The organism is Parvularcula sp. IMCC14364 (genome assembly GCF_030758415.1).
Lineage (GTDB): Bacteria > Pseudomonadota > Alphaproteobacteria > Caulobacterales > Parvularculaceae > Aquisalinus.
Genome location: NZ_CP132334.1, coordinates 2,926,558 through 2,948,523 on the forward strand (window position 1 = coordinate 2,926,558; position 21,966 = coordinate 2,948,523).

General features: G+C 53.2%; 22 protein-coding genes and 1 tRNA gene. 8 read left to right on the forward strand and 15 right to left on the reverse strand.

Annotated features, from left to right (window positions below):
- Positions 1 to 111: 111 nt before the first annotated feature.
- From RAL90_RS13660 to tsaE, 7 genes are all read right to left on the reverse strand, one after another.
- The gene (locus tag RAL90_RS13660; RefSeq protein WP_306251562.1) at positions 112 to 726 is read right to left on the reverse strand and encodes a ribonuclease D; all 615 of its coding nucleotides are present in this window, start codon (positions 724 to 726) and stop codon (positions 112 to 114) included.
- A gap of 194 nt (positions 727 to 920) precedes the next feature.
- A complete protein-coding gene (gene trxA, locus RAL90_RS13665; protein ID WP_306251563.1) occupies positions 921 to 1,253 on the reverse strand; it encodes a thioredoxin in 333 nt (110 codons plus the stop codon).
- Between the two features lie 68 nt (positions 1,254 to 1,321).
- Complete coding sequence (addA, locus tag RAL90_RS13670) at positions 1,322 to 4,891, reverse strand: double-strand break repair helicase AddA (RefSeq protein ID WP_306251565.1); 3,570 nt, start codon at positions 4,889 to 4,891, stop codon at positions 1,322 to 1,324.
- A complete protein-coding gene (gene addB / locus RAL90_RS13675) occupies positions 4,888 to 7,956 on the reverse strand; it encodes a double-strand break repair protein AddB (protein ID WP_306251567.1) in 3,069 nt (1,022 codons plus the stop codon). The genes addA and addB overlap by 4 nt, the downstream gene beginning before the upstream one ends.
- Positions 7,946 to 8,701 carry a nucleotidyltransferase family protein gene (locus RAL90_RS13680; protein ID WP_306251569.1) on the reverse strand — a complete coding sequence of 252 codons (756 nt, stop codon included), beginning with the start codon at positions 8,699 to 8,701 and terminating at the stop codon, positions 7,946 to 7,948. The genes addB and RAL90_RS13680 overlap by 11 nt, the downstream gene beginning before the upstream one ends.
- Positions 8,698 to 9,783: an aminoglycoside phosphotransferase family protein gene (locus tag RAL90_RS13685; protein ID WP_306251571.1), complete on the reverse strand. Its 1,086-nt coding sequence runs from the start codon at positions 9,781 to 9,783 to the stop codon at positions 8,698 to 8,700. Before RAL90_RS13685 ends, RAL90_RS13680 begins: the two co-directional genes overlap by 4 nt.
- Entirely contained in the window at positions 9,776 to 10,276 is a 501-nt protein-coding gene (tsaE, locus tag RAL90_RS13690; protein ID WP_306251573.1) for a tRNA (adenosine(37)-N6)-threonylcarbamoyltransferase complex ATPase subunit type 1 TsaE, read from the reverse strand. Before tsaE ends, RAL90_RS13685 begins: the two co-directional genes overlap by 8 nt.
- A 112-nt stretch (positions 10,277 to 10,388) precedes the next feature.
- On the opposite strand from tsaE, the gene RAL90_RS13695 reads away from it, so the two are divergent.
- Together RAL90_RS13695 and mmcB are read left to right on the forward strand one after the other, a co-directional pair.
- Positions 10,389 to 10,709, forward strand: a complete 321-nt coding sequence (locus tag RAL90_RS13695; protein WP_306251575.1) for a 2Fe-2S iron-sulfur cluster-binding protein — start codon at positions 10,389 to 10,391, stop codon at positions 10,707 to 10,709.
- Between the two features lie 55 nt (positions 10,710 to 10,764).
- Positions 10,765 to 11,235 carry a DNA repair putative endonuclease MmcB gene (gene mmcB / locus RAL90_RS13700; RefSeq protein WP_306251577.1) on the forward strand — a complete coding sequence of 157 codons (471 nt, stop codon included), beginning with the start codon at positions 10,765 to 10,767 and terminating at the stop codon, positions 11,233 to 11,235.
- 256 nt (positions 11,236 to 11,491) lie between these two features.
- On the opposite strand, the gene RAL90_RS13705 is transcribed toward mmcB, so the two are convergent.
- On the reverse strand, positions 11,492 to 12,283 hold the full coding sequence (locus RAL90_RS13705) for a helix-turn-helix transcriptional regulator (protein ID WP_306251579.1): 792 nt from the start codon (positions 12,281 to 12,283) through the stop codon (positions 11,492 to 11,494).
- A 163-nt stretch (positions 12,284 to 12,446) separates the two neighbouring features.
- On the opposite strand from RAL90_RS13705, the gene RAL90_RS13710 reads away from it, so the two are divergent.
- Positions 12,447 to 13,022, forward strand: a complete 576-nt coding sequence (locus tag RAL90_RS13710) for an SCO family protein (RefSeq protein WP_306251581.1) — start codon at positions 12,447 to 12,449, stop codon at positions 13,020 to 13,022.
- Positions 13,023 to 13,150: 128 nt separating this feature from the next.
- Here RAL90_RS13710 and RAL90_RS13715 read toward each other — a convergent pair whose 3' ends face one another.
- Positions 13,151 to 13,444: a hypothetical protein gene (locus RAL90_RS13715; protein ID WP_306251583.1), complete on the reverse strand. Its 294-nt coding sequence runs from the start codon at positions 13,442 to 13,444 to the stop codon at positions 13,151 to 13,153.
- Between the two features lie 162 nt (positions 13,445 to 13,606).
- On the opposite strand from RAL90_RS13715, the gene RAL90_RS13720 reads away from it, so the two are divergent.
- Together RAL90_RS13720 and RAL90_RS13725 are read left to right on the forward strand one after the other, a co-directional pair.
- Positions 13,607 to 14,785, forward strand: coding sequence for a glycosyltransferase family 4 protein (locus tag RAL90_RS13720; RefSeq protein ID WP_306251585.1), 1,179 nt, complete (start codon positions 13,607 to 13,609; stop codon positions 14,783 to 14,785).
- Positions 14,782 to 15,318: a GNAT family N-acetyltransferase gene (locus RAL90_RS13725; RefSeq protein WP_306251587.1), complete on the forward strand. Its 537-nt coding sequence runs from the start codon at positions 14,782 to 14,784 to the stop codon at positions 15,316 to 15,318. The genes RAL90_RS13720 and RAL90_RS13725 overlap by 4 nt, the downstream gene beginning before the upstream one ends.
- 5 nt (positions 15,319 to 15,323) lie before the next feature.
- Here the strand turns inward: RAL90_RS13725 and RAL90_RS13730 are convergent, their stop codons facing one another.
- Together RAL90_RS13730 and aroA are read right to left on the reverse strand one after the other, a co-directional pair.
- The gene (locus RAL90_RS13730) at positions 15,324 to 15,572 is read right to left on the reverse strand and encodes a hypothetical protein (protein ID WP_306251590.1); all 249 of its coding nucleotides are present in this window, start codon (positions 15,570 to 15,572) and stop codon (positions 15,324 to 15,326) included.
- A gap of 238 nt (positions 15,573 to 15,810) precedes the next feature.
- A complete protein-coding gene (gene aroA, locus RAL90_RS13735; RefSeq protein WP_306251592.1) occupies positions 15,811 to 17,106 on the reverse strand; it encodes a 3-phosphoshikimate 1-carboxyvinyltransferase in 1,296 nt (431 codons plus the stop codon).
- Positions 17,107 to 17,165: 59 nt separating this feature from the next.
- Here aroA and RAL90_RS13740 point away from each other — a divergent pair, with 59 nt between their 5' ends.
- Both RAL90_RS13740 and RAL90_RS13745 read left to right on the forward strand, forming a co-directional pair.
- Positions 17,166 to 17,690, forward strand: a complete 525-nt coding sequence (locus RAL90_RS13740) for a TIGR02300 family protein (RefSeq protein ID WP_306251594.1) — start codon at positions 17,166 to 17,168, stop codon at positions 17,688 to 17,690.
- A gap of 72 nt (positions 17,691 to 17,762) precedes the next feature.
- A tRNA-Ala gene (locus RAL90_RS13745) sits at positions 17,763 to 17,838 on the forward strand.
- Positions 17,839 to 17,847: 9 nt separating this feature from the next.
- On the opposite strand, the gene RAL90_RS13750 is transcribed toward RAL90_RS13745, so the two are convergent.
- Together RAL90_RS13750 and RAL90_RS13755 are read right to left on the reverse strand one after the other, a co-directional pair.
- Positions 17,848 to 18,408 (reverse strand): hypothetical protein, encoded by a 561-nt coding sequence (locus RAL90_RS13750; RefSeq protein WP_306251596.1) that lies wholly within the window; start codon positions 18,406 to 18,408, stop codon positions 17,848 to 17,850.
- A gap of 13 nt (positions 18,409 to 18,421) precedes the next feature.
- Positions 18,422 to 19,549, reverse strand: coding sequence for a type III PLP-dependent enzyme (locus RAL90_RS13755; RefSeq protein WP_306251597.1), 1,128 nt, complete (start codon positions 19,547 to 19,549; stop codon positions 18,422 to 18,424).
- Between the two features lie 167 nt (positions 19,550 to 19,716).
- On the opposite strand from RAL90_RS13755, the gene RAL90_RS13760 reads away from it, so the two are divergent.
- Positions 19,717 to 19,968 (forward strand): hypothetical protein, encoded by a 252-nt coding sequence (locus tag RAL90_RS13760; RefSeq protein ID WP_306251599.1) that lies wholly within the window; start codon positions 19,717 to 19,719, stop codon positions 19,966 to 19,968.
- Between the two features lie 35 nt (positions 19,969 to 20,003).
- On the opposite strand, the gene RAL90_RS13765 is transcribed toward RAL90_RS13760, so the two are convergent.
- Both RAL90_RS13765 and RAL90_RS13770 read right to left on the reverse strand, forming a co-directional pair.
- The gene (locus RAL90_RS13765) at positions 20,004 to 20,675 is read right to left on the reverse strand and encodes a hypothetical protein (RefSeq protein ID WP_306251601.1); all 672 of its coding nucleotides are present in this window, start codon (positions 20,673 to 20,675) and stop codon (positions 20,004 to 20,006) included.
- On the reverse strand, positions 20,609 to 21,958 hold the full coding sequence (locus tag RAL90_RS13770) for a hypothetical protein (RefSeq protein ID WP_306251603.1): 1,350 nt from the start codon (positions 21,956 to 21,958) through the stop codon (positions 20,609 to 20,611). The genes RAL90_RS13765 and RAL90_RS13770 overlap by 67 nt, the downstream gene beginning before the upstream one ends.
- Positions 21,959 to 21,966: the final 8 nt, after the last annotated feature.

Below are 21,966 nucleotides of genomic sequence, written 5' to 3' on the forward strand. Positions count from 1 at the left end.
GAGTCGGTGCGGGGCTGGCACCTCTTCACGGGTTATTGCATTTTGTTACAAGCCGAAAAAGCTAATAATCGTTTATTATCCATAAATTATGACAGCCCAGCGGCATTCAAGTCACGAATGCGCGAATATGTCCTGCTCCGGCCAGCCATCAAGATCAAGCTGCGCACGGTAAGGAAGAAAAGAAAAACAGGCTGATGCCAGATCAAGCCGCCCCTCTCGCGCCAACATGGCGTCCAGCTTTTCCTTGATAAGGTGCAGATACAATACATCAGCTGCCGCATAGTTTTTCTGGGCATCGGTCAGGTTTTCAGCCCCCCAGTCGGATGATTGCTGCTGTTTGGAGAGGTCAATGCCGCCAAGCTCGCGGCAGACATCCTTCAGCCCATGTTTATCCGTATAGGTCCGGCACAGTTTCGACGCAATTTTGGTGCAGTACACCGGGGTTGTATTGACCCCGAGATAGGCAGAAAAAACGGCCACATCGAAGCGGGCAAAATGGAAGATCTTCAGAATCTGCTCATCCTGCAACAATCGTTTCAGGTTCGGCGCATCATAATTTTTTCTGTCCAACTGGACCAGATGTGCGTCACCATCCCCGGCGGAAAGCTGCACGACACATAAATTGTCGCGATGCGGGTTGAGTCCCATCGTCTCACTGTCGACCGCGACAGAGCCTTCAAATTTAACATCGTCCGGCAGATCGCCCTTGTGCAGATAAATGGTCATATTATTCCCGACATAATTGGTTGGAGACCCGGCGTGATGCGGCCTCACTCCATAGATTGTCAATGATCACTTTCAAAACCGTTACCCTTAATATTATTAAGCCAGCCTGAAGGATAAGGCCGACCTTCAGGACAAGGCATACCAAAAAAGCCCGCGCAATGCTGGCTTTAATAAGAAAATTTGACTTTTCAAATTCAGGCAGCCGCTGAAATCGTCTGATTGACCCAGGCCAAAAGATCACTCTTCGGCTTGGCGCCGACAGATGTGGCAACCGCTTCGCCGCCCTTGAAGATCATCAGCGTTGGCACACCGCGCACACCGAACTGTCCAGGAGTGTTGGGATTGTCATCAATATCAATCTTGGCGATTGTCAGTTTGCCATCAAGTTCACCAGCGATTTCCTCAAGCGCGGGTGCAATTTGCCGGCACGGGCCACACCAGGTCGCCCAGAAGTCGACAAGAACCGGCTCTGAGGATTTCAACACGTCTGCGTCAAAACTGTCATCTGTTACATTTATGATCGCCATGGTTGGCTCCTTTACGATTTTCCCTGAAACCAACATAAGCAACCGCCCGACTCAATCAAGACATTGCCTCAGGCAGCCTGCCCTGTGATCTGCACAAATGCGTGATCAAGCATGTCATTTGGTACGGGCATGAGTCTGGCCTGCCAGGTCCAGAGGAGCGCGCAATCAACCCGGTGCGCCGGATAGGCTTGTTGGAGCAGCGCCCGGTAAAGGCTGAGCTGGGCAAGATAGGCGAAAGGGATCCCCTCGACGGATTGCGGTGGCGGCCTGTTGGTCTTGTAATCGATAATCCTGATGTGATCTTGACAGATAATCAGGCGATCAATCTGTCCAGAAACAGTCTTCTGACCACCAAGTGTCGACACGGTTCCGGCCAGCGGCACTTCGGCTCTTGATCCTGGCCCGAATACATCAGCAAAACCCTGATCCTGTAGCACCATCAGCACTTCAGACACCCATTCCGGGTAGAGAGTTTCCGGTATGTCACTATAATGCTTCTGCAACAAGGCAAGGCCAACTTCACGCCGGGCAGAAGGCTCAACACCTGGCAATCTTTCCAGCAAAAGATGCAAGGCGTTACCGCGGGTATAGGCTGAGGGCCCTGCGGACTGTGGTTGGACAGGTGCAAAAACAGGCGCTTCTGCCACTGATTCACTCGGCAAAATCAATTCATCCGCCTCAAGATCTCCCAGCCTTGACGGCTGCAATCGCGCAGGCGGCGTCTCCTCCGCCACCGGCACATGGAGCCACGCTGGCACAGGCGCAGTATCAGTGCCCTGCTTCTGTTTGTCGACATCAGGTGCAGCTGTCTGTTTCATTTCATATCGGAGAATATCACCTCCCCAAGACGCCGCGTGCCGTGTAACCGCCTCCCCTCGCGCTTCAAGCGTGGCAAAGCCATTCAGGGCCAGCGCATACCAGCTGGCGACACCAAGGCCCTTGCCCAGCAGTTTTTCCTTGTTGCGTCTGCCGGGAAGTTTCCCGCAGATGTATAACCTGTCACGGGCCCTCGTCATGGCAACATAGAACTGACGCCGGTATTCCTCCGCCTCAAGCATTTCGGCATATTGCCGGGCATCCTGAACGGATGCATTATCATGTTTCTTGCTGGTACTGAAAGCAAGATACCCCTCCATCGGGAGATCTTGCCCCTGCGGGGCGCGTTCCACGAGCGGCAAAAAAGGTCCTGTCTTGAAACCATCCGGATAGGTTGCATCGGCGATAAAAACAATATCCGCCTCAAGGCCCTTTGAACCATGCACCGTCATTATGCGAACAAGATCGTCACCACCCTCCATCTCACGCTTCAGGTCGCCCTCAAGCGTATCATAATGCTGCAGAAAGCCCTGCAGACTGCGTGGATTATTCTGCTCATATCCCAATGCTTCGTCCAGAAACTCTTCAATCACCTCGCGCGCGCCAGGACCAAGGCGACTGTGAAACCGCTGCCACCCTGAAGGTTGACCGCTTTCCAGTAAAAACTGGAACAGTGCTATAGGCCCTGCCTTCAGGCCAAGATTGCGGGCCTGGGTCAGCAGGTCGACTGCTCTGGCATAGGGTCCGTCCGGTCTTGCCACTGCCTCATGACAAAGGCTGGTCCAAAGTGTCACATGGCGGGCACGCCCATGCCCGAGATTAAAAAGATCGTCATCGGTAAAGTTGAACAACGGACTTTTAAGAGCCTCAGCCAGGCTCAAATCATCTGCCGTCTGAAGCGTGAAGCGTAACACAGACATCAGATCCAGAACGGCAATATGATCCTTTAACAACAGCCTGTCCGCGCCTGCCGTTGGTACGTCATCCCGAGTCAATGCCCGGACAATTTCCTGAAACACTGGACCACGCCGTTTGCACAGGATCATGATGTCGCCGGGGCGTATGGGTCGGCCGCGAGAGGAAAGAATTTCCTTGCTGTCGAGCCAGTTTCTGATCGTCTTCGATATGCTCCGGGCAAGCACTGTTTCCGGACTGTCCGGATCAGGCATGTCAACGGGCGCATCCCACGGGTTACCTTTGTCCGTTTCCTGTTTTTCGACAAGTGGCCAGAGCTCGACAAGGCCGCCCGCGCCCTGCCGATTGGAATGATGCTTCAAATTTGCTTCCTCCGAGACCCCCCTGGCGGCAGCCTCTGCCCTTTCTACATCGAATACGGCATCCACAAACCCAAGGACGGGCGGCGCTGAACGAAAGGAAAGCGCCAGATCACAAAACTCAAAAGGCTTGCCAGCGCGGGTCACAAGGTCACTGATAATGCCCTGATGACGGGTGAATAATTCAACATCTGCTCCTTGAAAGGAATAAATGGACTGCTTGCCATCGCCCACCACGAAAGCTGTACGGTTTTCTTCTCGCGCCCCCTCCCCAGAAAAGAACTCATGTAATGGCTCCATGACAACCTGCCATTGAACTTCACTGGTATCCTGCGCCTCATCCAGCAGAATATGATCCAGGCCCTGATCCAGCTTATACATGACCCATGCAGACGTCGTTCGGGTAAAGAGGCCTGCTGTTTTGCGGATCAAGTCATCAAAATCAAGCAGCCCCTTCTGGGCCTTGCGTGTACTGTATTTTCTCCCAACCGTTTCAGCAAGTTGATGCAGGAACTGAGTGGCATGAAAAATTTCCAGGCCACGCAAGTTATCCGTCAGTGCAAGAAGCAAGGCCTGCTGATCCTTCATTTTCTCCTCAATATCAGACAAATGCTTTTGCGCCGTCTTTGTGGATAGTGTCTTCAACGGTGATATCCCGTCAGCCTGCAAATAAAGGCTTCGCGCGCAATCTATTTTCTCGCTCTCGTCCGCATCCAGAAAGCACCGCAGCGCCGCCGCCCGTTCCACATCTCTCTTGCTTCCCGCCAGCAATGCCGAATAGGCCCCTTCCAGCCAGACCCAGTCTATCTGGTCAAGAAATGCCGCTTCCAGCTGTCCGGCTGAGACATTCTCCGGCACATCCAGCAAAGTCGCCATACGTGACCAGTACTCCGTGAAGCCGCCAGCAGCTTCCACCGCTTGGCTCACAGCTGGCAACCTGGAGACCAGTGCAATCACGTGGTCCCTGATTTTTTGCTCATCCATGCGCTTTCCAAGAGCAAAAAACTGCTGGCAACCTTCCCCACCCTCCCGCCAAATACTGACAACTTCCTTGTCGAGTATTTGCCGAAGCAAAAGCGCTGCTTCTGATTCTTCCATCACAGCAAAGCCGGGCACAACGCCTGCCTCTATCGGGAAACGTCTTAGTAAAGACTCACAGAAAGAATGGATGGTTTGGATTTTCAATCCACCCGGCGTCTCAAGGGCTCTTGCGAACAGCCGTCGTGCTCTGGAAAGTTCGTCTGCAGACCGTTCACTTTTCTGGTCAAGCGCTTCCAGCTCCTGCGCCAAAGCAGCATCATCCATCAAGGCCCATTGCCCCAGACGTTTGAACAGTCGCTCCGCCATTTCTGCGGCAGCGGCTTTCGTGAAAGTGATGCAGAGAATTTTAGTAGGCGCCGTACCCGTGAGCAGTAATCGCATCACCCGGTCAGTCAACACCTTGGTCTTTCCAGCGCCTGCATTGGCAGCAACGAACGCAGAAAGGTCCGGATCAGAAGCGATACGCTGCTTTGCCACTGTTTCATCGTAGACGGAAAGCTCACTCATTCGCCAGCTCCCTCAGCGCTTTCTGCGGCCCATTCAGGGCGACGGGCCAGATGGTCGTAATCACCATAATCGTCTCGATAAAATGGCCTCGGCTGTGAACGATAGGGCTCTGAAATATTGTCATAATGCTTCAGTAGCGCTCGCAAATTTTCCTCAGACTGTAGAATGTTTTCTCTCGCCTCCTCACCCAGAACCTGCGTCCTGGCGCCTACATCGCCCAGCACTTTCAGGAAAGCATAACCAGCTACTGATCCTGATGGCTGAGTATCGAAGCCACCCTTTTGCATAATGAGGCCCGTCAGTTGAAGCTGTGGACTGAACGTCCCTTCCTGCTTGAGGCTTGGCAGCTTGCCCGTCTTGTAATCGTAGATGAAAGTACCGTCATCATACTGATCTATGCGATCGGCACGCGCGGTAATCTTGTAGGCCCGATCGCTCTCGGTAAAGCTGTAGCTGCCACGCCCCTCAATGATAAGGGGCTTGCCAAGCTGCAATGTTGTTGCGTGAAAATCTGCGAACCAGGTGAAACTCTCTTCCATCCTGGCCTGCCAGAAGACTTGCGTTTCTTCCCCGACATTTGCTCGTGCGAACAGCGCTTGGGCATATTCCCGCAAGACAAATTGAGGGTCAGTCGGCATTTTGTCCGGATAGTCCTGGGCAAACCTCGCAAACAGACTGTGATAAAAACGCCCGCGCACCGCGCGATCCGGATCAAGATCAAACCCCTCAAGGTTCCTTAAGCGTAGAATGTAGCGGGCAAATATGCTGTAGGGATCACGCAGCAGTTTTTCGATTGCCGTGACGGGCAAAGTGTCAGGCCGCGCCTCCACTGGCGGACATGGCTCTGGCGGCGCATAGGCTTTAATCGGGCCCGTTGCATCCAGCGCCTTGTCCCATGCACGAAAGTCAGCCGTTCGATCAACTGACATTAGGCTTTGCGTCGCAGTAAGAATATTTTTAAGTCGCACCAGCCATCGTGACGGCTTTGTTGGTGCACGCCCCTTCTGGCGAGATCGTGTCAGCATGACATTAGCACTGCCAGCGCCTTGGGCAAAGTCATGGGCAGACAGACCAATACGCCGCTCAGGAGAAGGCAGGCCGATTGCGGCCCGCATAGGGCGCGAGAGGAAGGAGTCTGTTTTTGCCTCGTCCGGCCAGCTCGCTTCATTCAAACCGCCAAGAATGATGAGATCAGCATACTGTAACCGCGCTTCCAGCGGCCCCAGTATCTGCAGGCGCGGATGACCCCGGCCTTTTTGCCGGACAGGTGTGCCAGCTATCATTGCAGGGAACGCTTCGGCATATTGAGTCAGCGAAAGCGCTGGCATCAGGTCAGCATTTTCATAAAGGGTCCGCATCAATGAAGCGCCAGCCTCTCCGTCAACACCCGACCAGAGCCTTGTTGAATCCGTGGGCAGATCATCCGCCGCAAGCTGTTCTGCGACCCTTAAATGAGCCGTCAACAGCTCCCTGCCGCATTGGCTTGAGGGATCAACAAGCGCGCTGACTTCTTCAAGACGGTCCAATAACGGCACCAGCATATCGGCGCTTGCAGAAGGTGGTGTCTGCTCCTGACCTGTCTGTTCAGGACCGCTCAATGCATCCCATTCAGGCCCGCCGGCACAACGGGCGCGCAGCCCCACAAAACCGGGGCCAGGCCGTAAACCGCGCAGAACCAGATCAAGTGTGGAAACCATTTCTTCCCACTGCGCCTTCTGGAAACCTGCCCGGCATAATGGATGCTTCAAAAGGGCCAGAATATTTGCCGGGCGTGAAGGGTCGGCCAACCATGTCGCTACAAGTCGCAAGAAATTCCCACACGCCGTATTGGCAAAAGGCACACCGGCGGAATCATCCACACGTATGCCCCAGCGCTCAAGAACCAGCGAGGTGCGCCGCGCAAGTTCACGATCAGGCGTTACCAGTATCGCGGTTCGATCCGGCGTGTTCAAGGTCTCCCGCATGGCGATGGCAATCGCCTTAGCTTCTGCGTAAGACGTATCCGCCTCGATCAGAGAGATACCATCAAGCGCCGCGCTAAGGCTTGCCCGCGATTGAAAAGACTCAAGCCGCGCCAACCAGTCTGCCGTCGCTTCTGCCGGACGGAGCACCAAAGACAGCAGCTTTTGCCTGTCAGCAGCTGACTTTTCACATCCGGGCCATAAGCGCACGGAAGAACGCTCGAATTCACGAAAATGAACATCCAGCAAATGCTTCAACCCAGCCTGCGGATGCGGGTCTTCAATCTGCTCCCAGGCTGCATCTTCCGTTTCCAGATCAAGTCCCGGTAATATTACAAACCCTTGTGGCGATGCGGCGACAGTGCGCATCAGACGCGCCACTGCAGGCATGGAGCCGGTTGACCCCGCAATGATGACAGGGTGAAGTGATGGTGTCCCACCAATATCGGGATCGATAGAGCATCTATAGGCCTCTATCAGGTCCCGGCGATACGCTGCAGGATCTGCTGCTTTGTGCGCCTGAAGGTAGGCTGGCCAGTGCTCAGACACGATTTTGAGAAACCGCAATGTCTTGTCCCAGTGCTCTGCATGCTGTTCTGGCACAAGGCTCTGCAAAGCCTCGAAGGAGATATCCTCCGCATAGAACGAATCCAGCAAACCTGAAAGTTCATCTGCGCTGGCCAACGCCATATCCCAGCCGGATTGAGCGACCTCGCCATTCTCTGCCGCCCTCAGAACAAACTGCGCAAGCGAAAATCGTCGACGCATGGCGGACATGGGTGGCGGCAGGTCATTTGCCAGCGCCAGCATCTCAGCGGGTGCTATGGCTTCTTCGTCAATATCCCCAAGCGTACGGATCGACGGCAACAGCACAGCAGCCCCTTCGGAAAGGCGCACCTGCAAAAAAGCATCCATCAAAGCACGCACTGCCCGCCGTGTTGGCAGATATATTGTGACATCAGAAAGGCGCAATGGGTCATGCGCGTAGCGCCGCAGCAAATCAGCAGCGATGGTTGTCAGAAATGGCTGACCGGACGGTATTGTGAAAAGATTGGGCAAACCCTCTTGCAAGAGATCAGCAAAGGGATGCGCACTATCTGTCATTCATCTGACCTTGCTCAGCAGATTGCAATAACTCTTCTGCCTGCTTCACCCCCTGCGGGTCTCCCACATGCATCCACCAGCCATCATACGGACACCCGAACAGACGCCCCTGCGCCATAGCCTTGTCCCAGAAGGCCTTGGTTGAAACACACCGCAGAGGTTCATCCTGAAATAGACGCGGATGCAGAATTTGCAGGCCTGTAAATACAAGCACTTTTTTCTGGCCAGCTGAAGCGGAAGCGTCAGGCCAGACAAGCCGACCATCCTCCCCCATGATGAAATCACCGTTGCCATCATAGCCACTGGCGCGCGCAACCGGACATAATAACAGCAAAGCATCCATCTCGTTGTCGCGCCAAGCAGCCACAAGACTGGCACAGGCCTCTTCATCGACATCAAGAAGAATAGCATCCGTATTTGTACAGAAGAAAGGCTTATCACTTTCAAGCAAGGGCAACGCCTTCAGCAAGGCGCCACCAGTCTCCAGCAACTCACCACGCTCGTCTGAAATGCGGATAGCCGGGCTCTCGCGCGCCTCAAGATGCTGCTCAATCTGATCAGCAAAATAGTGGACATTAACAATCGCGTTATCGATGCCTCCGCACGCAAAACGATCCAGCGCATAGTCTATCAACGGCTTGCCGAGCACAGGCACCATCGGCTTCGGCATAGTGTCTGTCAGAGGCCTCATCCGCCTGCCAAGACCCGCCGCAAGAACCATTGCTGTATCTATACTGAGTGTCATGATGCCCCCAGACCGGGCAGGTTCAACTGCACCCATTCCCGCAATGGCTCAAGGCCGGATCGTGCAATATCGCTTCGGAAATGATCCTCTACCCTTGGTAAAAGGGCTTTATATTTCGGCTTGCCATCACGCTGCACAAGCCGGGCAAAAATGCCGAGAATTTTGGCGTTCCGCTGGGCGGCCAGTATTGCATAGTCACGCTCAAAGCCGGCCACATCGAAAGCAGAATCGGCATTGCGCATATGATTTATGTACTGATCTTTCAAGTCTACCGCCAATACCTCGCTTACATCACGGCGGGCATCCTCTATCAGCGAAACGAGGTCATAGGCAGGTTGTCCCTTCAATCCGTCCTGAAAATCAATAATGCCCGCGCGTCTTATCCCTGCCTTATTGTCAAGCCAGAGCAGGTTTTCAGCGTGATAGTCCCGCATTACAAAAACAGATGGCGCACTGACCCCCTGTAATAACGCCCGCCAGATACTGATATACTCTTGGCTATTCTCATCGCTGAGAGCGATACCTGTTGAAAACGGCAGATACCACTCCGGCAGAAGTGTGACTTCCGCCATCATGGCAAGGGCATCATAGTCCTGCACACAATAGTCTGGCGTATTCGGCCATGCCAGTTCCGCCTGATGCAAATGCGCCAGCGCCGCGACTGCAACAGCATATGCTTCGCTCTCAGCCTGCGGAGATATTGAATGATGTGTATAAAGATTATCTCCAAGGTCCTCAATCAACGCCAGTCCGACAGAGGCATCATGCGCGAAGATTTCGGGCGCACAAAGGCCTGTTTTACGCAGCATACGCGCTATCTCTACAAAGGCATGGAGATTGGGGCCTGCAAGGCGCGCCTCGGCGTTATAGCCAAGGGCCTTTCGCTCTTCCTCTGTGGCACCCTGCGGACACGAGGCTGTCTCCGCTACAGGCGGCGCATCCATGAGCAGAGCTGTTTCGCCGTTTCGCGTAAGGCGCAGATAGGTTCTGGTTGATGCGTCTGCCGTGAGGGACAGGCGCTGCGCATCCTGCCAGCCAGTGCTTGCCAGAAAATTCTCTATTACATTCTGCCGGTCAGACATCTGCTTTACTGTACTCCCCGACCCATACGGCCATTCTCTCTGACCATTGCGTATGAGCATTCGCGTCAACAAAAAAGCCCAACCGGCGCACACCATTTTCCAGCAGATCAATCTCTACCGTCAGAGCCTCATCCGGCAAGGCAGCGCCGGCTTTCTGCGGCCACTCAATCAGACTGACGCCCATCTCAAGCGCCTCTTCCAGACCAAGCTCCCAGACGTCATCCGGGTTTTCGAGGCGATAAAGATCAAAATGCCAGATCGGCAGGCTCTCATGCTCATAAAACTGAACCAGCGGAAAAGTAGGGCTGGGCACATCTGTTTCCTGCGGGTGAATTTCCTGAATGACCGAGCGCGCAAGAACCGTCTTGCCGGCCCCCAGGGTACCGCACAGGCGCACGACATCTCCGGCTTGCAGAAGCTGCGCCAGCTGTTTCCCGCACCGGACCATCGCGGCCTCGTCCTGAATATCTATCGCGAAGATTTTTATCGGCATGACGCCTGTTTATAGGGCAAAGTGCCGCCGGGAAAAGCCCATCAAACGCTTGGCAAAATACCGGCAAGGCCTTACATGCGCTGCTTGATCAGACAGCAGGAACAGACAGCACATGGCGAAAGTTAACTTCATCGAACATGATGGCACCGAGCATACAGTAGAGGCAGACAATGGCCTGACCATTATGGAAGCTGCCGTAAAGAACATGGTGCCCGGCATCGATGCGGATTGTGGTGGTGCCTGCGCCTGTGCCACGTGCCATGTCTATGTGGAAGGTGACTGGTTCGCCAAGGTTGGCACGCCTGACCCCATGGAAGAGTCCATGCTCGATTTCGCTCAGGACCGCCATGAGAACTCCCGCCTCTCCTGCCAGATCAAGATCTCCGATGAACTCAACGGCATTGTCGTAAAGCTGCCGGAATTTCAGGGCTGACCTGAAAGGCACGGTACGCCTTGACCAGCAAATGGTTTGATGCTGCATTTAACAAATGCAGAACGATATGCTGGCAAAAGATCCATTTGACCCCGCTCCGTGCCTTCGGCCTGATGTGACGGCACATGTCACGCGCGGGGCGATGCGGCTACTTGCGGATATGGGATATGCGGGACTTACCGAGTTTCATCTGCCAAATGGTCGCCGGGCAGACCTTGCAGGCCTGAATCCCAAAGGGCACTTGCTCATCATTGAAGTAAAATCCTGTCGAGAGGATTTCGCCATCGACATGAAATGGCCAGACTATATTGAGTATTGCGACATGTTCTTTTTCGCTGTCAGCACAGATTTTCCACAGGACATTCTGCCAGAAAATGAAGGCTTGATTCTGGCTGACCAGTTCGGCGGTGCCATGTGTCGCAACGCCCGCGAAAACCCTCTGGCAGCTGCACGGCGCAAGGCACTGACCCTTGCTTTCGCACGTCAGGCCGCCTGCAGGCTTGCAAGGTCCGGAACTGCCACCTGAAAGCATAAACTGGATAACAAGTCTGTCACTGATCGAAGAGCCCGTGTCGCGGCTCTTGCACAATATCCTGAATGATACTTAAGGTGAAGATGGCGGTGTCTGGCGCTTAAAGCGACAAGAAGTTCACTCTCTCCCCCGATATGAGCTTCCTTCGGACACCGCCACCTGAATACGAAAACGTATCCTTGCCACCTCTATTTCACACTATGGCCAGATGATCATGTCCCGATTTTTCAGGGCCACGCACTATCTGCGTTCAAGGCTTCAAAATCCCACAGATCACGGCGCGCGTACATGCTTCTGAGCGTGTCTTGGCGCCCAGTTTTTTCATAGCCCTGTTCAGATATTCGTTCACGGTTGTGTCTGCGAGACCCAGGAGGTCGGCGATTTCGCCCGTCCGGCGCCCAAGGGCCGCCCAGAGCAGGCATTCTTTTTCTCGCACAGAAAGTTTCTCAACCGGACGTTCCAACGGATTAAACGCATCAAGAATGCCCTGACAAAAATATGTGGCTGCGAGGCAGAACGCCCCGCCGGCCTGTTCCCAATGCGTCTGCGCACGCTGCGCATCATCAAAATCCCACCAGCCAACAGCCATCAGGCAATCTGCAGAGGGTGCATGAAATGACGCGATGGCGCGGCCCACAATACCATGCGCCTTCATCATGCTGTTATAGGCACGGGCGTTATCATCTTTTTCCGGCACCCTCACTTCGTCCCCGAAAAGGGCAATCGGCCGTGCAGAACGGCGCAACATTTGTAAAGGTGGTGACAGGCGCTGAACTTCGGGTTTCGCTGCCATCTCGATCAGGAAACGGTCCGAGACAAACGTACCCCAGAACCGGGTATCAGGATGACCAATCGGAGCCTCGGCACTGCGCCGGGCAATGGCAAGAGCGCAATTTTCAAACCCGGCTGCTGCCAGCCTGCCCTGCATTTCCTCCCATGCCTGTTCTATGGAGGTGGCGGCCATCGCCAGCTCCAGCGCATCAAGCGACTCCAGCGGCGTCAATGTCTGCGATGAAATGTCCGGATTATCCCCTTTGGCCATGAGCACTCCCCTCCCTCTGGAAATACCGATAACATCTTTTATGTAGCTTTCAGATGATCGGGCACCCCCCGAATTAGGGGTGCGCCCTATATTTTACTTAAATGCACCAGGATCAGCCGGAATACACTGACCGGAGGGACTTTTTTGAAATGGAGAGACGATCTTGAAACACCTAGCTGGAATTCTGATGACGCTGGCTCTTATCGGATGCAGCAATGATGATCCCTTGCGGCAGCCGGGCGTAATAGAACTCTCAGATGCTTTTTCGGCCGAATTCGAGCTTGTGGATCACAATGGACAGCCAGCTACGGACAAGCGTTTTGAAGGCAAGCCCATGTTGATCTATTACGGCTTTGCCAGTTGCCCTGATGTCTGTCCGGCAGCCTTGAGCACAATGTCAGCCAGCCTTGAGGCTATGGGCCGTCAGGATGAGAAAATACAGGCATTGTTCATCACAATAGATCCTGAACGCGATACGCAGGAAATTCTGAAGGCGCATCTGGCCTTTGACGACAGGATCCTCGGCCTGACCGGCACGCCTGAAAATATAAGCGCTTCGACCAAAGCCATGCGCGTTTATACCCAGAAAGTTCCCATGCCTGAGTCAGCTCTGGGGTACACCATGGACCACCAAAGCCAATTCTATTTTGTGGACTCAGATGGTGAGGTGCGTTACGCAATGCTTGATTCCATGCTGCCCGGTGATATTGCCCGTCTCCTGAAGCATCTTGCAGACTAAAACTTTCCCATCAAAAGCGAAGCCCGCGGCATAGTGCATATGCCTGCGGGCTTCTGGCCGCAACGCATCCAGGGGGGAGAGAAAATGGACGGCGCGGATACTGTTAGGGTGATGATTGCAAGCGGCACTCAGTCCTGACCGGCGGCACCTGACATTTGCGTGCTTTCGGCAGCCTCCATGGCGCGGATCATACTTTTCATCTCAAGCAAAACAGCCGTTGCCGATGGCCATGCGTCCCTGTTCCAACACAAAGTATCAGCCTCAGCCTGAGCAGATGGTATGCTTTGATGATACGCAAGCACCAGCCTGTCGCAGGCATAGTCCAGTATGGCCCTGACTTCACGCAACCCCAGCTCATCTGCCTGCGCTGAAAGATCGCGAACTTCGGAAAACAGATCAGCGATGTGATTTTTTTCAGACATACGGTGTCTCCTTCGATGAAGGGTAACATATGTGCTAGTAGCAACATCATCATGTCACGCGATTGTGTGATCTCTGGGTTTGGTTAGAAAACTCACGACAAAAGAATGCCACATTTCGTTTTCTTAAGCGCCTGAAAACCCGGAACCTGTATGGAAGAGCACATGAAGATTCTTTACAGTCACCGCACACGATCTGCCGACGGTCAGTATGTGCATATTGAAGCCCTCACCCAGGCGCTGGCCGCAGAAGGGTGCGACCTGACCATTTGTAGCCCGGACGGGATCGAAGATTTCAGTAGATCGCCCGGGCGCAAAATGGACGCAGGGGCAGGAGAAGGCAGCGGCCTGAAGACGGTGCTCCCGAAGTTCGCCTATGAAGTGCTGGAACTTGCCTATTCCGTGCCCGCTTGGTGGCGATTGCGCAGAGCTGCCAGATTGGCAAAACCTGACTTTATCTATGAGCGCTACAACCTTTTTTTTCTTGCCGGATTGTGGCTGAAAAAACAGACCGGCCTTCCCCTTATTCTGGAAGTCAATGCGCCCCTGCGAGAAGAACGCCAGAAACATGGCGGACTCGCCCTGGGCTGGCTCGCGGCCTGGGCAGAGAGAAAAGTCTGGCGCGGCGCAGATATGCTTCTGCCGGTCACGCAAGCGCTGGCGCAAACTTTAATCGAAACAGGCATTGACCCGAAGAAAATCCGTGTCATGCCCAATGGCATTCATGCAGATCAATACGAACATGTTGACGGCGAGGCCATTAAGCTACGCTATAACCTTCATGGCAAGATAGTGCTCGGATTTACCGGATTCGTACGCGACTGGCATGGCGTCGATATGATTCTTGAGTATCTTTCCACCCGAGATGACCCTGATCTCCATTGCCTGATCGTGGGCGACGGCCCACACCTGCCGCACCTGAAGGAAAAAGTTCTTAAGCTGAGTATTGAAAAGCAGGTCACATTTACCGGCGTTGTCCAACGCAGCGACCTGCCAGCATTTGTGGCCAGTTTTGATATTGCCCTCCAGCCACGCGTCACAGCCTATGCCTCGCCGCTCAAACTGTTCGAATATATGGCAGCCGGTAAAGCCATCGTGGCGCCCGCCCAAAGTAACATCCAGGAAGTGCTGAAAGATGGTGAAGATGCCCTGTTGTTTGCACCGGATAGCGAAACATCCCTTTTTGCCGCGCTAGACAGGTTAAATACAGATCAAGCATTGCGAGACACACTGGGAGAAGCGGCGCGCCAGAAAATCCATGACGGGGACATGACCTGGGCTGGTAATGCGCGTAAAGTTATTGAAATTGCACGCGCACTGACCAGCAGCCGGGAAATCCGATGAATATACCACAACTTGAAACAGACAGACTTATCTTGCGCGCCCTGAAAGAAAGCGATCTCGACAGCTATGCCGACATGATGGCAGATGACGAGGTCGCCGGTTTTATTGGCGGAACACTGAACCGGGACGACTCATGGCGATATATGGCCACTATCATCGGCCACTGGCAGTGGCGCGGCTTTGGTTTTTTCGCCCTTGAAGAAAAGTCAACAGGACAGTTTCTTGGTCGCGTTGGCCCATGGCAGCCAGAAGGATGGCCCGGTCTGGAAGTAGGCTGGACGCTCGCAAGACACGCTTGGGGTAAAGGTTATGCAACGGAAGCTGCTGCCGCGACGATAAACTGGATATTCGCTCAGAGGCCGACTCTTACACGCATTATTTCTGTGATTGACGACAAAAACCTTAACTCACAGGCTGTGGCACGTCGCCTTGGCGAGGAAAAAACAGAAGAAATTTTTTACTTCAAGGAATATGTCCTGCCCGTCTGGGCTGTCAGCCGGGCTGCATGGGAGACGCGTCAAGAAAAGGCATAAGGCGATCATTCAGTTGGACCATCTTCCGTAAGCAAACCGGCACCGCCTTCTTCACGCTGCTCTTCTTCAACCTTTCTTGTTATATCCGTATCAGGAGAGACATCTATCGCCATCGTGCTTGTCGGCACCTTCGGCGCCGCCGACTTTTCCAGAGCAACCTGTGGTGCAGCTGATGTGGACAGGGTGACTACGCCTGCAGAGACTGCAATATCGACCGCCGAGAGAGAGTCAATCTCGCTGAAGATAGCTTCCATCCGCTCACTGATCTGCGCATCACTGCGCGCAGCAGGCGCCTGTTCTATAACCGTAGCAGGCGTATCCGCCTCCTACGAGAGAGCCGATACTGGCAAAAAAGCCAATAGAAAAAGAAGGAGAAAAGGGACTGCGTTGATTTTCATAGGAGTATCCTGATGGTAAACGCCTGAACAGCGAACCGGTTGCATTTTCCGACTTTGCGTGATGCCCCAGTCTGAATATCGCTATCCCGCTTCTTTACCGCCGGAAGGATGCGCCCAGCGTCTCCATTAATGAGATGAATTCGGGAAAGGACGTTGCGATCATCTCTATACTGTCAACGCTGACCGGGTCATCACTTATCAATCCCATGACCAGAAAACTCATGGCGATGCGATGATCCATCATTGTTTCAATGACGCCCCCGCCAGAGACAGAGCCACCTGTGACACTGAGCCAATCTTCACCCGTTTCATGCTGCACTTTACTGGCGGTAAGGCCAGCTGAAACTGCCGCCAGGCGGTCTGATTCCTTGACGCGCAACTCCGCCAGGCCGTTCATGCGGGTTGTGCCGCTAGCTGTCGCGGCCGCAATAGCGAGTATGGGGTATTCATCAATCATTGATGGTGCCCTGTCAGCAGGCACATCAACGCCTTTGAGCAGGGAATAACGCACATGAATGTCAGCCACAGGCTCACCACTGATCTCGCGCTTGTTTTCAAAGCTGAGATCCGCTCCCATTTCCTGCAAGGTTGTGAATAACCCTGAGCGCAGCGGATTCAGCAAGACCTGCTCCACCACGATGTCAGACCCTGGCACCAACACCCCGGCGACAACGGGAAACGCGGCAGAGGACGGATCCGTCGGCACCGTGACAGATGTCGCCTGCAATGCCTGCTGCCCTTGCATGGTAATGCGGCGCCCCCCTTGCGCCATAGGCTCAGAATCAAGTCGAACACCAAAAGCCTTCAGCATACGCTCTGTATGATCCCGGCATAGTACAGGCTCTTCGATCACGGTTACGCCTTCTGCGCCAAGCCCGGCCAAAAGAACTGCAGATTTAACCTGTGCCGAAGCAACAGGGAGCCGATATGTGCCAGCCTGCAAAATGGAAGGTGAAATGCTGACAGGCAACCCCCCTTTTGTATCCTCCGCCTGCAAACCAAAGTCGCGCAACGGATCCAGCACACGGCCCATGGGTCGCTTCCGCAAGGAAGCGTCTCCATCGAATGTTGCAGCAATAGATTGGCCCGCCGCTGCTCCCATCAGCAAGCGCACACCTGTGCCTGCATTACCGGCGTAAATCGACCGCGCAGGCGCTTTCCAAGGGTTGCCTTCGACAGTCCAGCGCGCGCCCCTCTTTTCTACAGATATGCCAAATGCCCGAAGCGCTGCCGCAGTCCGCAATACATCGTCTGCCTCAAGCAACCCCTCAATTTGAGTTTCGCCTTGAGCGAGCGCTCCGAAAATAAGCGCCCGATGAGAAATGGACTTATCTCCCGGCACGCGCACGCTGCCTGATAAAGGTCTGCTTTTTGTGGCCATGAAGGTCATGAGTATCGCCGGTTTGCGGATGTGGAAAAAATGCGATTTTCTTTTTGACAGTGCCTGCCATGCGTGGCAACACCAGCGTCTGTTTTTGGCAACCTGATGGTGACTACGTGGCTAATGAAGACCTCGGCGTCAAGCGCGACTGCCCTGAGTGCAGTGCGAGATTTTATGATCTCGGCAAGAATCCGGCCCTGTGCCCGAAATGTGCACATGAATTTGTGCCGGAAGTTATCCTGAAGCCGCGGCGCACGCGGAAGGATGAGACTGAAGATGATCAGACAGAAACGGATGATCAGGAAGAAGAAGAAACAGACGAGGTGGAAGAGGTCTCTGCTGACGATAAAGAGACGAGCCTCGATGAAGCTGACAAACAGGATGATGGTGCCAGCGGCTCCCGCAAGGCCAGCCTGGACGATGACGACGATGATGACGACGATGATGATGACGAGGTCATCCCGGAGATTGAGGGGATAGACGACATCGATATCGACACCGAGAATGACGATACGCTGCTCGACGACGAAGAAGATGAAGACAGCGGCGTAGGATTCATCAAGAAGCCGGGCGGTAACTCTGACGACGGCTAATTGTCGGCAGGTACGCTGAAAAACACTTGAAAAAGCCGGAACGGGCGATTAGCTTCCCGGTTCCGGTTTGACGGGGCTATAGCTCAGCTGGGAGAGCGCTTGCATGGCATGCAAGAGGTCAGCGGTTCGATCCCGCTTAGCTCCACCAAAACCCATACTAAATCGATTTTTTTGCGATTGATCCTACCAATCGGGTTTCATAAATCGCCGTGTTAATAAGCAGCAACTGGTTTTCTTTTTCATCTAGATACATCCTGCCTTCCGCGTTGACCGGCTCATTCCTTCCCGTAATCCAGTGTCGGCAATTAGGCGCAGAACATGCACATGCAAATTGCCGGAACAATACATCCTCGGTGGAAGCATAATCAATAAAAAGAGGCCCTCCCGCTTGTATATCTTTCAGGCAGAACGCTTTTTGCTGGTGCATATCGAGCACGACATTTGGATCACAGCTATGCAGTAAATAACCCACGAAATAGGGGTCTTCAAGATGATCGCCTATTGCTCTTTGAAGGCTATGCTGGCGTAATGTGTTTGAAGGCATAGCTAAAAAGTGACCAATGCAATCTCCTCGCTGGTAGGAATGAAGGGTGTAGACACCGATTCCATACTCCGCGGTTTCTCTTTTGATAATGTCATCGCTGGTAGGTAACAAAAGCGGATTCAGCGAGGGTGTGAGGTACTTTTTGATAAAAGAGGCAGGGTAGATATTTTTCACTAACAAAGACTCCTCAGATGCATTGTGAGGTTAAGGCCGGAAACCCGTTCAGCGTTGTTGAGTAGGTCGTGGTATAAGCGCCTGTATGGGCAAGTATCACGCGGTCTTCGGGGGCGAGTGATAGTGGTAAATGATAATTAAAGGACTCAGCATATATAACATCGTTTGAGTCGCAGGTTTGTCCCGCCAGGAGTACAGGGCCGACTTTACCGCCTTTATCGTTAAGTAAGGGATAGTCGATCTTTTCTTCGACCAACCCACCATAGCGACCAATATCCAGATACACCCAACGATGATCCGGCCGTTTGTGACATGGCGATATGAGCACTACTTCCGAGATGATATATCCTGCATCACCCGCCAGATAACGCCCCGGTTCTGTATAAATAATGGGCAACTTTACCTTAAAATTCTGCTCGACAGCTGAGAGTATGGCCGCACCAAATGCAGATATTGGTGGCACTTCGTCACGGTAGGAAACGGGGAACCCCCCTCCCACGTTCAGCACGCTCAGTGTATCAACCCCATCCGCCTTAAGCTGCACAAATAATCTGCCTGCAGCTTCGATCGGCGCGCGCCATGCCTGTGTATCCAGCTGTTGCGAACCTGTATGGAATGACACACCGTAAGCTACTAGCCCATTGTGGTGTGCTCTGAGTAGCCATGCGTAAGCTTTATCCTCCGGACAGCCAAATTTGACAGAAAGTGGTGACACTGAACCAAACCCTGTAGTGATAATACGACATATCACTTGCGCGCCAGGGGCATTTTCAATTAGTTTTTCCAGTTCCAATTCGGCATCGAACACGTATTGCCGAATACCGCGCTCATAAGCGGCTCGAATTTCTGAGACCTTCTTTATTGGATTACCATATAAAATTTCTTCCGCCTTCGCCCCAACAGCAAGGCACATATCAATCTCAGGGATGCTGGCACATTCGAAATACCCGCCCAATTCTTTCACCTTACGCAGAATATCAGGGTGGGGATTGGCTTTGATAGCATAGTGATGAAGTACTGCTGGCATGGCAGCCCGAAGCGCGTAAAACTTTTGCCTCACTTTATCTAGCGAAACGACCAAATGTGGCGTGTGCCCCTTATAGGTCTTAAGAAACGAGCTAACTGAAGCAGGAATGTCCACCGCCGACCCCTACTGTCATAACAGCTATTACTGTTTGTTCTGCATGCATGCGCAAATCCACAAATATCCGGACGTTCCGGAATGTTTACGAACCGCTGATCTCCTTGCTTACAAAACGTCTCTGGGTTGATCGTTGGATCATAAATTATGATAGAAGAAATTAAAAAATGCAAGTAGATATCGGCATGAAAACTTTTTTGATGATCGGTAGCTTCCCTAAAAAATCGCTGCGCAAGCAGTTTCGGACGGATACTCGAAAAGATCATTCAAGCTTGAAACTCCAGAAATCCGTCAGAGAATTCGAACTCAGTTCTTTACCGGCCACCAAACCAAACCCCGGCTTAAATGAAATCCCTCAACCCGAGGCAACCAAGAACTGCGACAGCTGCCACAGCGACTGCGCAATCACGGCCGGATAAGGCCGCCAGCATTCATGCGCTTTACAGAAACAATTTCAGAATTTCCGGCGTAATTCGAACCGTATCCCTGTGGAGGAATCGTTATCGTCGCCAAAATGCCCATACATTGCATCAGCCCTGAAGATAACTGAATTGGAAAGCGGACGCTGATATCGGATACCTGCGCCGAGCTGCACATCTTTTGCTGGCCCCTCTTTATTGCCATGTGGCACAACGGCCGAAACCTCCATAACCAGTTGCTGCTCAAGACTGAACAGATTCTGGATACCAATGGCACCGCCTACTGTATCAATCGCTGTTGCATCAAGCGTCGGATATCCGGTCAGGCCATCTGACTCAAAGGTGAGGCCAGTGTTGCGCAGGATATCCTCTGCTGCCCCGGCGCGCGCGACAGACTGGGTCTTGCCAAAACCTGCCCAGAAATTCGCATACGGTACTAATGTCAGCGGTTTACTGGTGATGAGAGAGTTTTCAGACAGAAACAAAACGCCATCAGCAGTATCCTCAATACCCGGACCGGGATCCTGTCCGACATTCACAATTACTCTGGTAGAATTGGAAATCTTGCCGAAATAGCGCTTGGTGAATGCTGCGGTCAGGTTGTGATATGAGTGGTCCCCGTTCGAATGATCGCCATCACTCAGATAGGCATAGCCTGTTTCGAGGTAGCCCTGATCGAATTCAAAGAAGCCCACGACGCCCGCCATCCGCGCTTGCCTTTGTCATTCACAAAGGCATCAGAAGTAATTTCGTCGAAGCCGGCAAAGAACGTGATGTCATAATTGGAAATATCAAATCGCTGACTGTTTCGCGCAGGGATGGCAAAAGCCGCCCCGAGAAACGCATCTTCCATCCAGACACCATTCTGGAGCAGCATCGGTACCCGACCAAATGTGATGGGCAAATCATACGGCCGGTAAGTATCGGTGAAGCCAGCCATCATGGCGCCAATATCGCCTTCAAAAAACAGCGTAACCGGATCAATACTGGTTTCAATATCCGGGTCAGCGTTTTCGTTTCTGTCGCCCCCGCCAAACTCATAACGGGAAAACTGACCGCCGTCCTGAATTGGCTGAAAAAACGCGTGTATCCGCTCTGTGGCTGTCAGTTTAAGATCAACATCCAGATTAAGGCGAGCCGCAACCTGCGCAACATCGCGGCCCTGGTCGTCATTATAGGCAACCGCCGTCCGCGCATCACCATAGACCAGCAGTTGCGGGAATAATCTGTTCTTTTCCCCTAGAAGCGGGATACCTCTGCCAAGATTACCGCGATCATAAAGAGGGCGCCAGAGCTCGACCAGCGGGCGCGGTGTATCAACGGCTGATTTTCCGCCGTAGATTTCTATTTGCGCTTCTGGATCATATTCCAGTTCTGGATACTCCGGGTCCGGCCCGAACAGGCCAGCATTGAAATCAACCAACTCAACCCGGTCGTCCATCTGGACGGGGCCACCATGATGATGCCCTCCCGCGTCATGCCCACCGTGATCCTCATCCTTCTCATCATGCTCAGGATAAGCATCGGTGATAGTGCTGTAGTCAGGTTGCGGCTCACTAATCACAGTGAGAATAATTTCATCAGATGAATCAATACCAGCACTTTTCTGAACGGAACTTTCCGATTTCAGTCGTGGCAATGGTGTGCTGACAGCAGGTGTTAACTGCGCAAGATTCAAGTCGTCCGCTGCTGACAGGTCTTCCTCAACGTCAACAGCAAACATGACGTCCGTTGTTGGATGCAGGGCCTCATCGGCAGACAAAGAAGCCTGATCTGTCGCACGGGATCTCTCAACAATGATGGCCTCTGGCAATAGATGTTCCGCTACGTTTGCGACAGGCTTGTCCGTTTCGGGCACACTGATTTCACTACCACCTGTCAGTTGCGCCAGATTGAGCTTGTCAGCCTCACTGAGCTCTTCAGCGGCAGCTGTCACTGGCCAGACCGCAAGTGCAGCAAGAGGCAGTTTTAGAAAATTGAAACGCAACATAGAACTGC

What these genes read in the sequence shown, in the direction of transcription:
- RAL90_RS13740 (WP_306251594.1), top strand. Translation starts at nt 17,166, where the DNA reads ATGCGTGGCAACACCAGCGTCTGTTTTTGGCAACCTGATGGTGACTAC.
- trxA (WP_306251563.1), bottom strand. Translation starts at nt 1,253, where the DNA reads ATGGCGATCATAAATGTAACAGATGACAGTTTTGACGCAGACGTGTTG.
- tsaE (WP_306251573.1), bottom strand. Translation starts at nt 10,276, where the DNA reads ATGCCGATAAAAATCTTCGCGATAGATATTCAGGACGAGGCCGCGATG.
- addA (WP_306251565.1), bottom strand. Translation starts at nt 4,891, where the DNA reads ATGAGTGAGCTTTCCGTCTACGATGAAACAGTGGCAAAGCAGCGTATC.
- addB (WP_306251567.1), bottom strand. Translation starts at nt 7,956, where the DNA reads ATGACAGATAGTGCGCATCCCTTTGCTGATCTCTTGCAAGAGGGTTTG.
- RAL90_RS13715 (WP_306251583.1), bottom strand. Translation starts at nt 13,444, where the DNA reads ATGTCTGAAAAAAATCACATCGCTGATCTGTTTTCCGAAGTTCGCGAT.
- RAL90_RS13695 (WP_306251575.1), top strand. Translation starts at nt 10,389, where the DNA reads ATGGCGAAAGTTAACTTCATCGAACATGATGGCACCGAGCATACAGTA.
- RAL90_RS13760 (WP_306251599.1), top strand. Translation starts at nt 19,717, where the DNA reads ATGCAAGTAGATATCGGCATGAAAACTTTTTTGATGATCGGTAGCTTC.
- RAL90_RS13770 (WP_306251603.1), bottom strand. Translation starts at nt 21,958, where the DNA reads ATGTTGCGTTTCAATTTTCTAAAACTGCCTCTTGCTGCACTTGCGGTC.
- mmcB (WP_306251577.1), top strand. Translation starts at nt 10,765, where the DNA reads ATGCAGAACGATATGCTGGCAAAAGATCCATTTGACCCCGCTCCGTGC.
- RAL90_RS13685 (WP_306251571.1), bottom strand. Translation starts at nt 9,783, where the DNA reads ATGTCTGACCGGCAGAATGTAATAGAGAATTTTCTGGCAAGCACTGGC.
- RAL90_RS13660 (WP_306251562.1), bottom strand. Translation starts at nt 726, where the DNA reads ATGACCATTTATCTGCACAAGGGCGATCTGCCGGACGATGTTAAATTT.
- RAL90_RS13705 (WP_306251579.1), bottom strand. Translation starts at nt 12,283, where the DNA reads ATGGCCAAAGGGGATAATCCGGACATTTCATCGCAGACATTGACGCCG.
- RAL90_RS13765 (WP_306251601.1), bottom strand. Translation starts at nt 20,675, where the DNA reads ATGGCGGGCGTCGTGGGCTTCTTTGAATTCGATCAGGGCTACCTCGAA.
- RAL90_RS13730 (WP_306251590.1), bottom strand. Translation starts at nt 15,572, where the DNA reads ATGGAAGCTATCTTCAGCGAGATTGACTCTCTCTCGGCGGTCGATATT.
- aroA (WP_306251592.1), bottom strand. Translation starts at nt 17,106, where the DNA reads ATGACCTTCATGGCCACAAAAAGCAGACCTTTATCAGGCAGCGTGCGC.
- RAL90_RS13725 (WP_306251587.1), top strand. Translation starts at nt 14,782, where the DNA reads ATGAATATACCACAACTTGAAACAGACAGACTTATCTTGCGCGCCCTG.
- RAL90_RS13680 (WP_306251569.1), bottom strand. Translation starts at nt 8,701, where the DNA reads ATGACACTCAGTATAGATACAGCAATGGTTCTTGCGGCGGGTCTTGGC.
- RAL90_RS13720 (WP_306251585.1), top strand. Translation starts at nt 13,607, where the DNA reads ATGAAGATTCTTTACAGTCACCGCACACGATCTGCCGACGGTCAGTAT.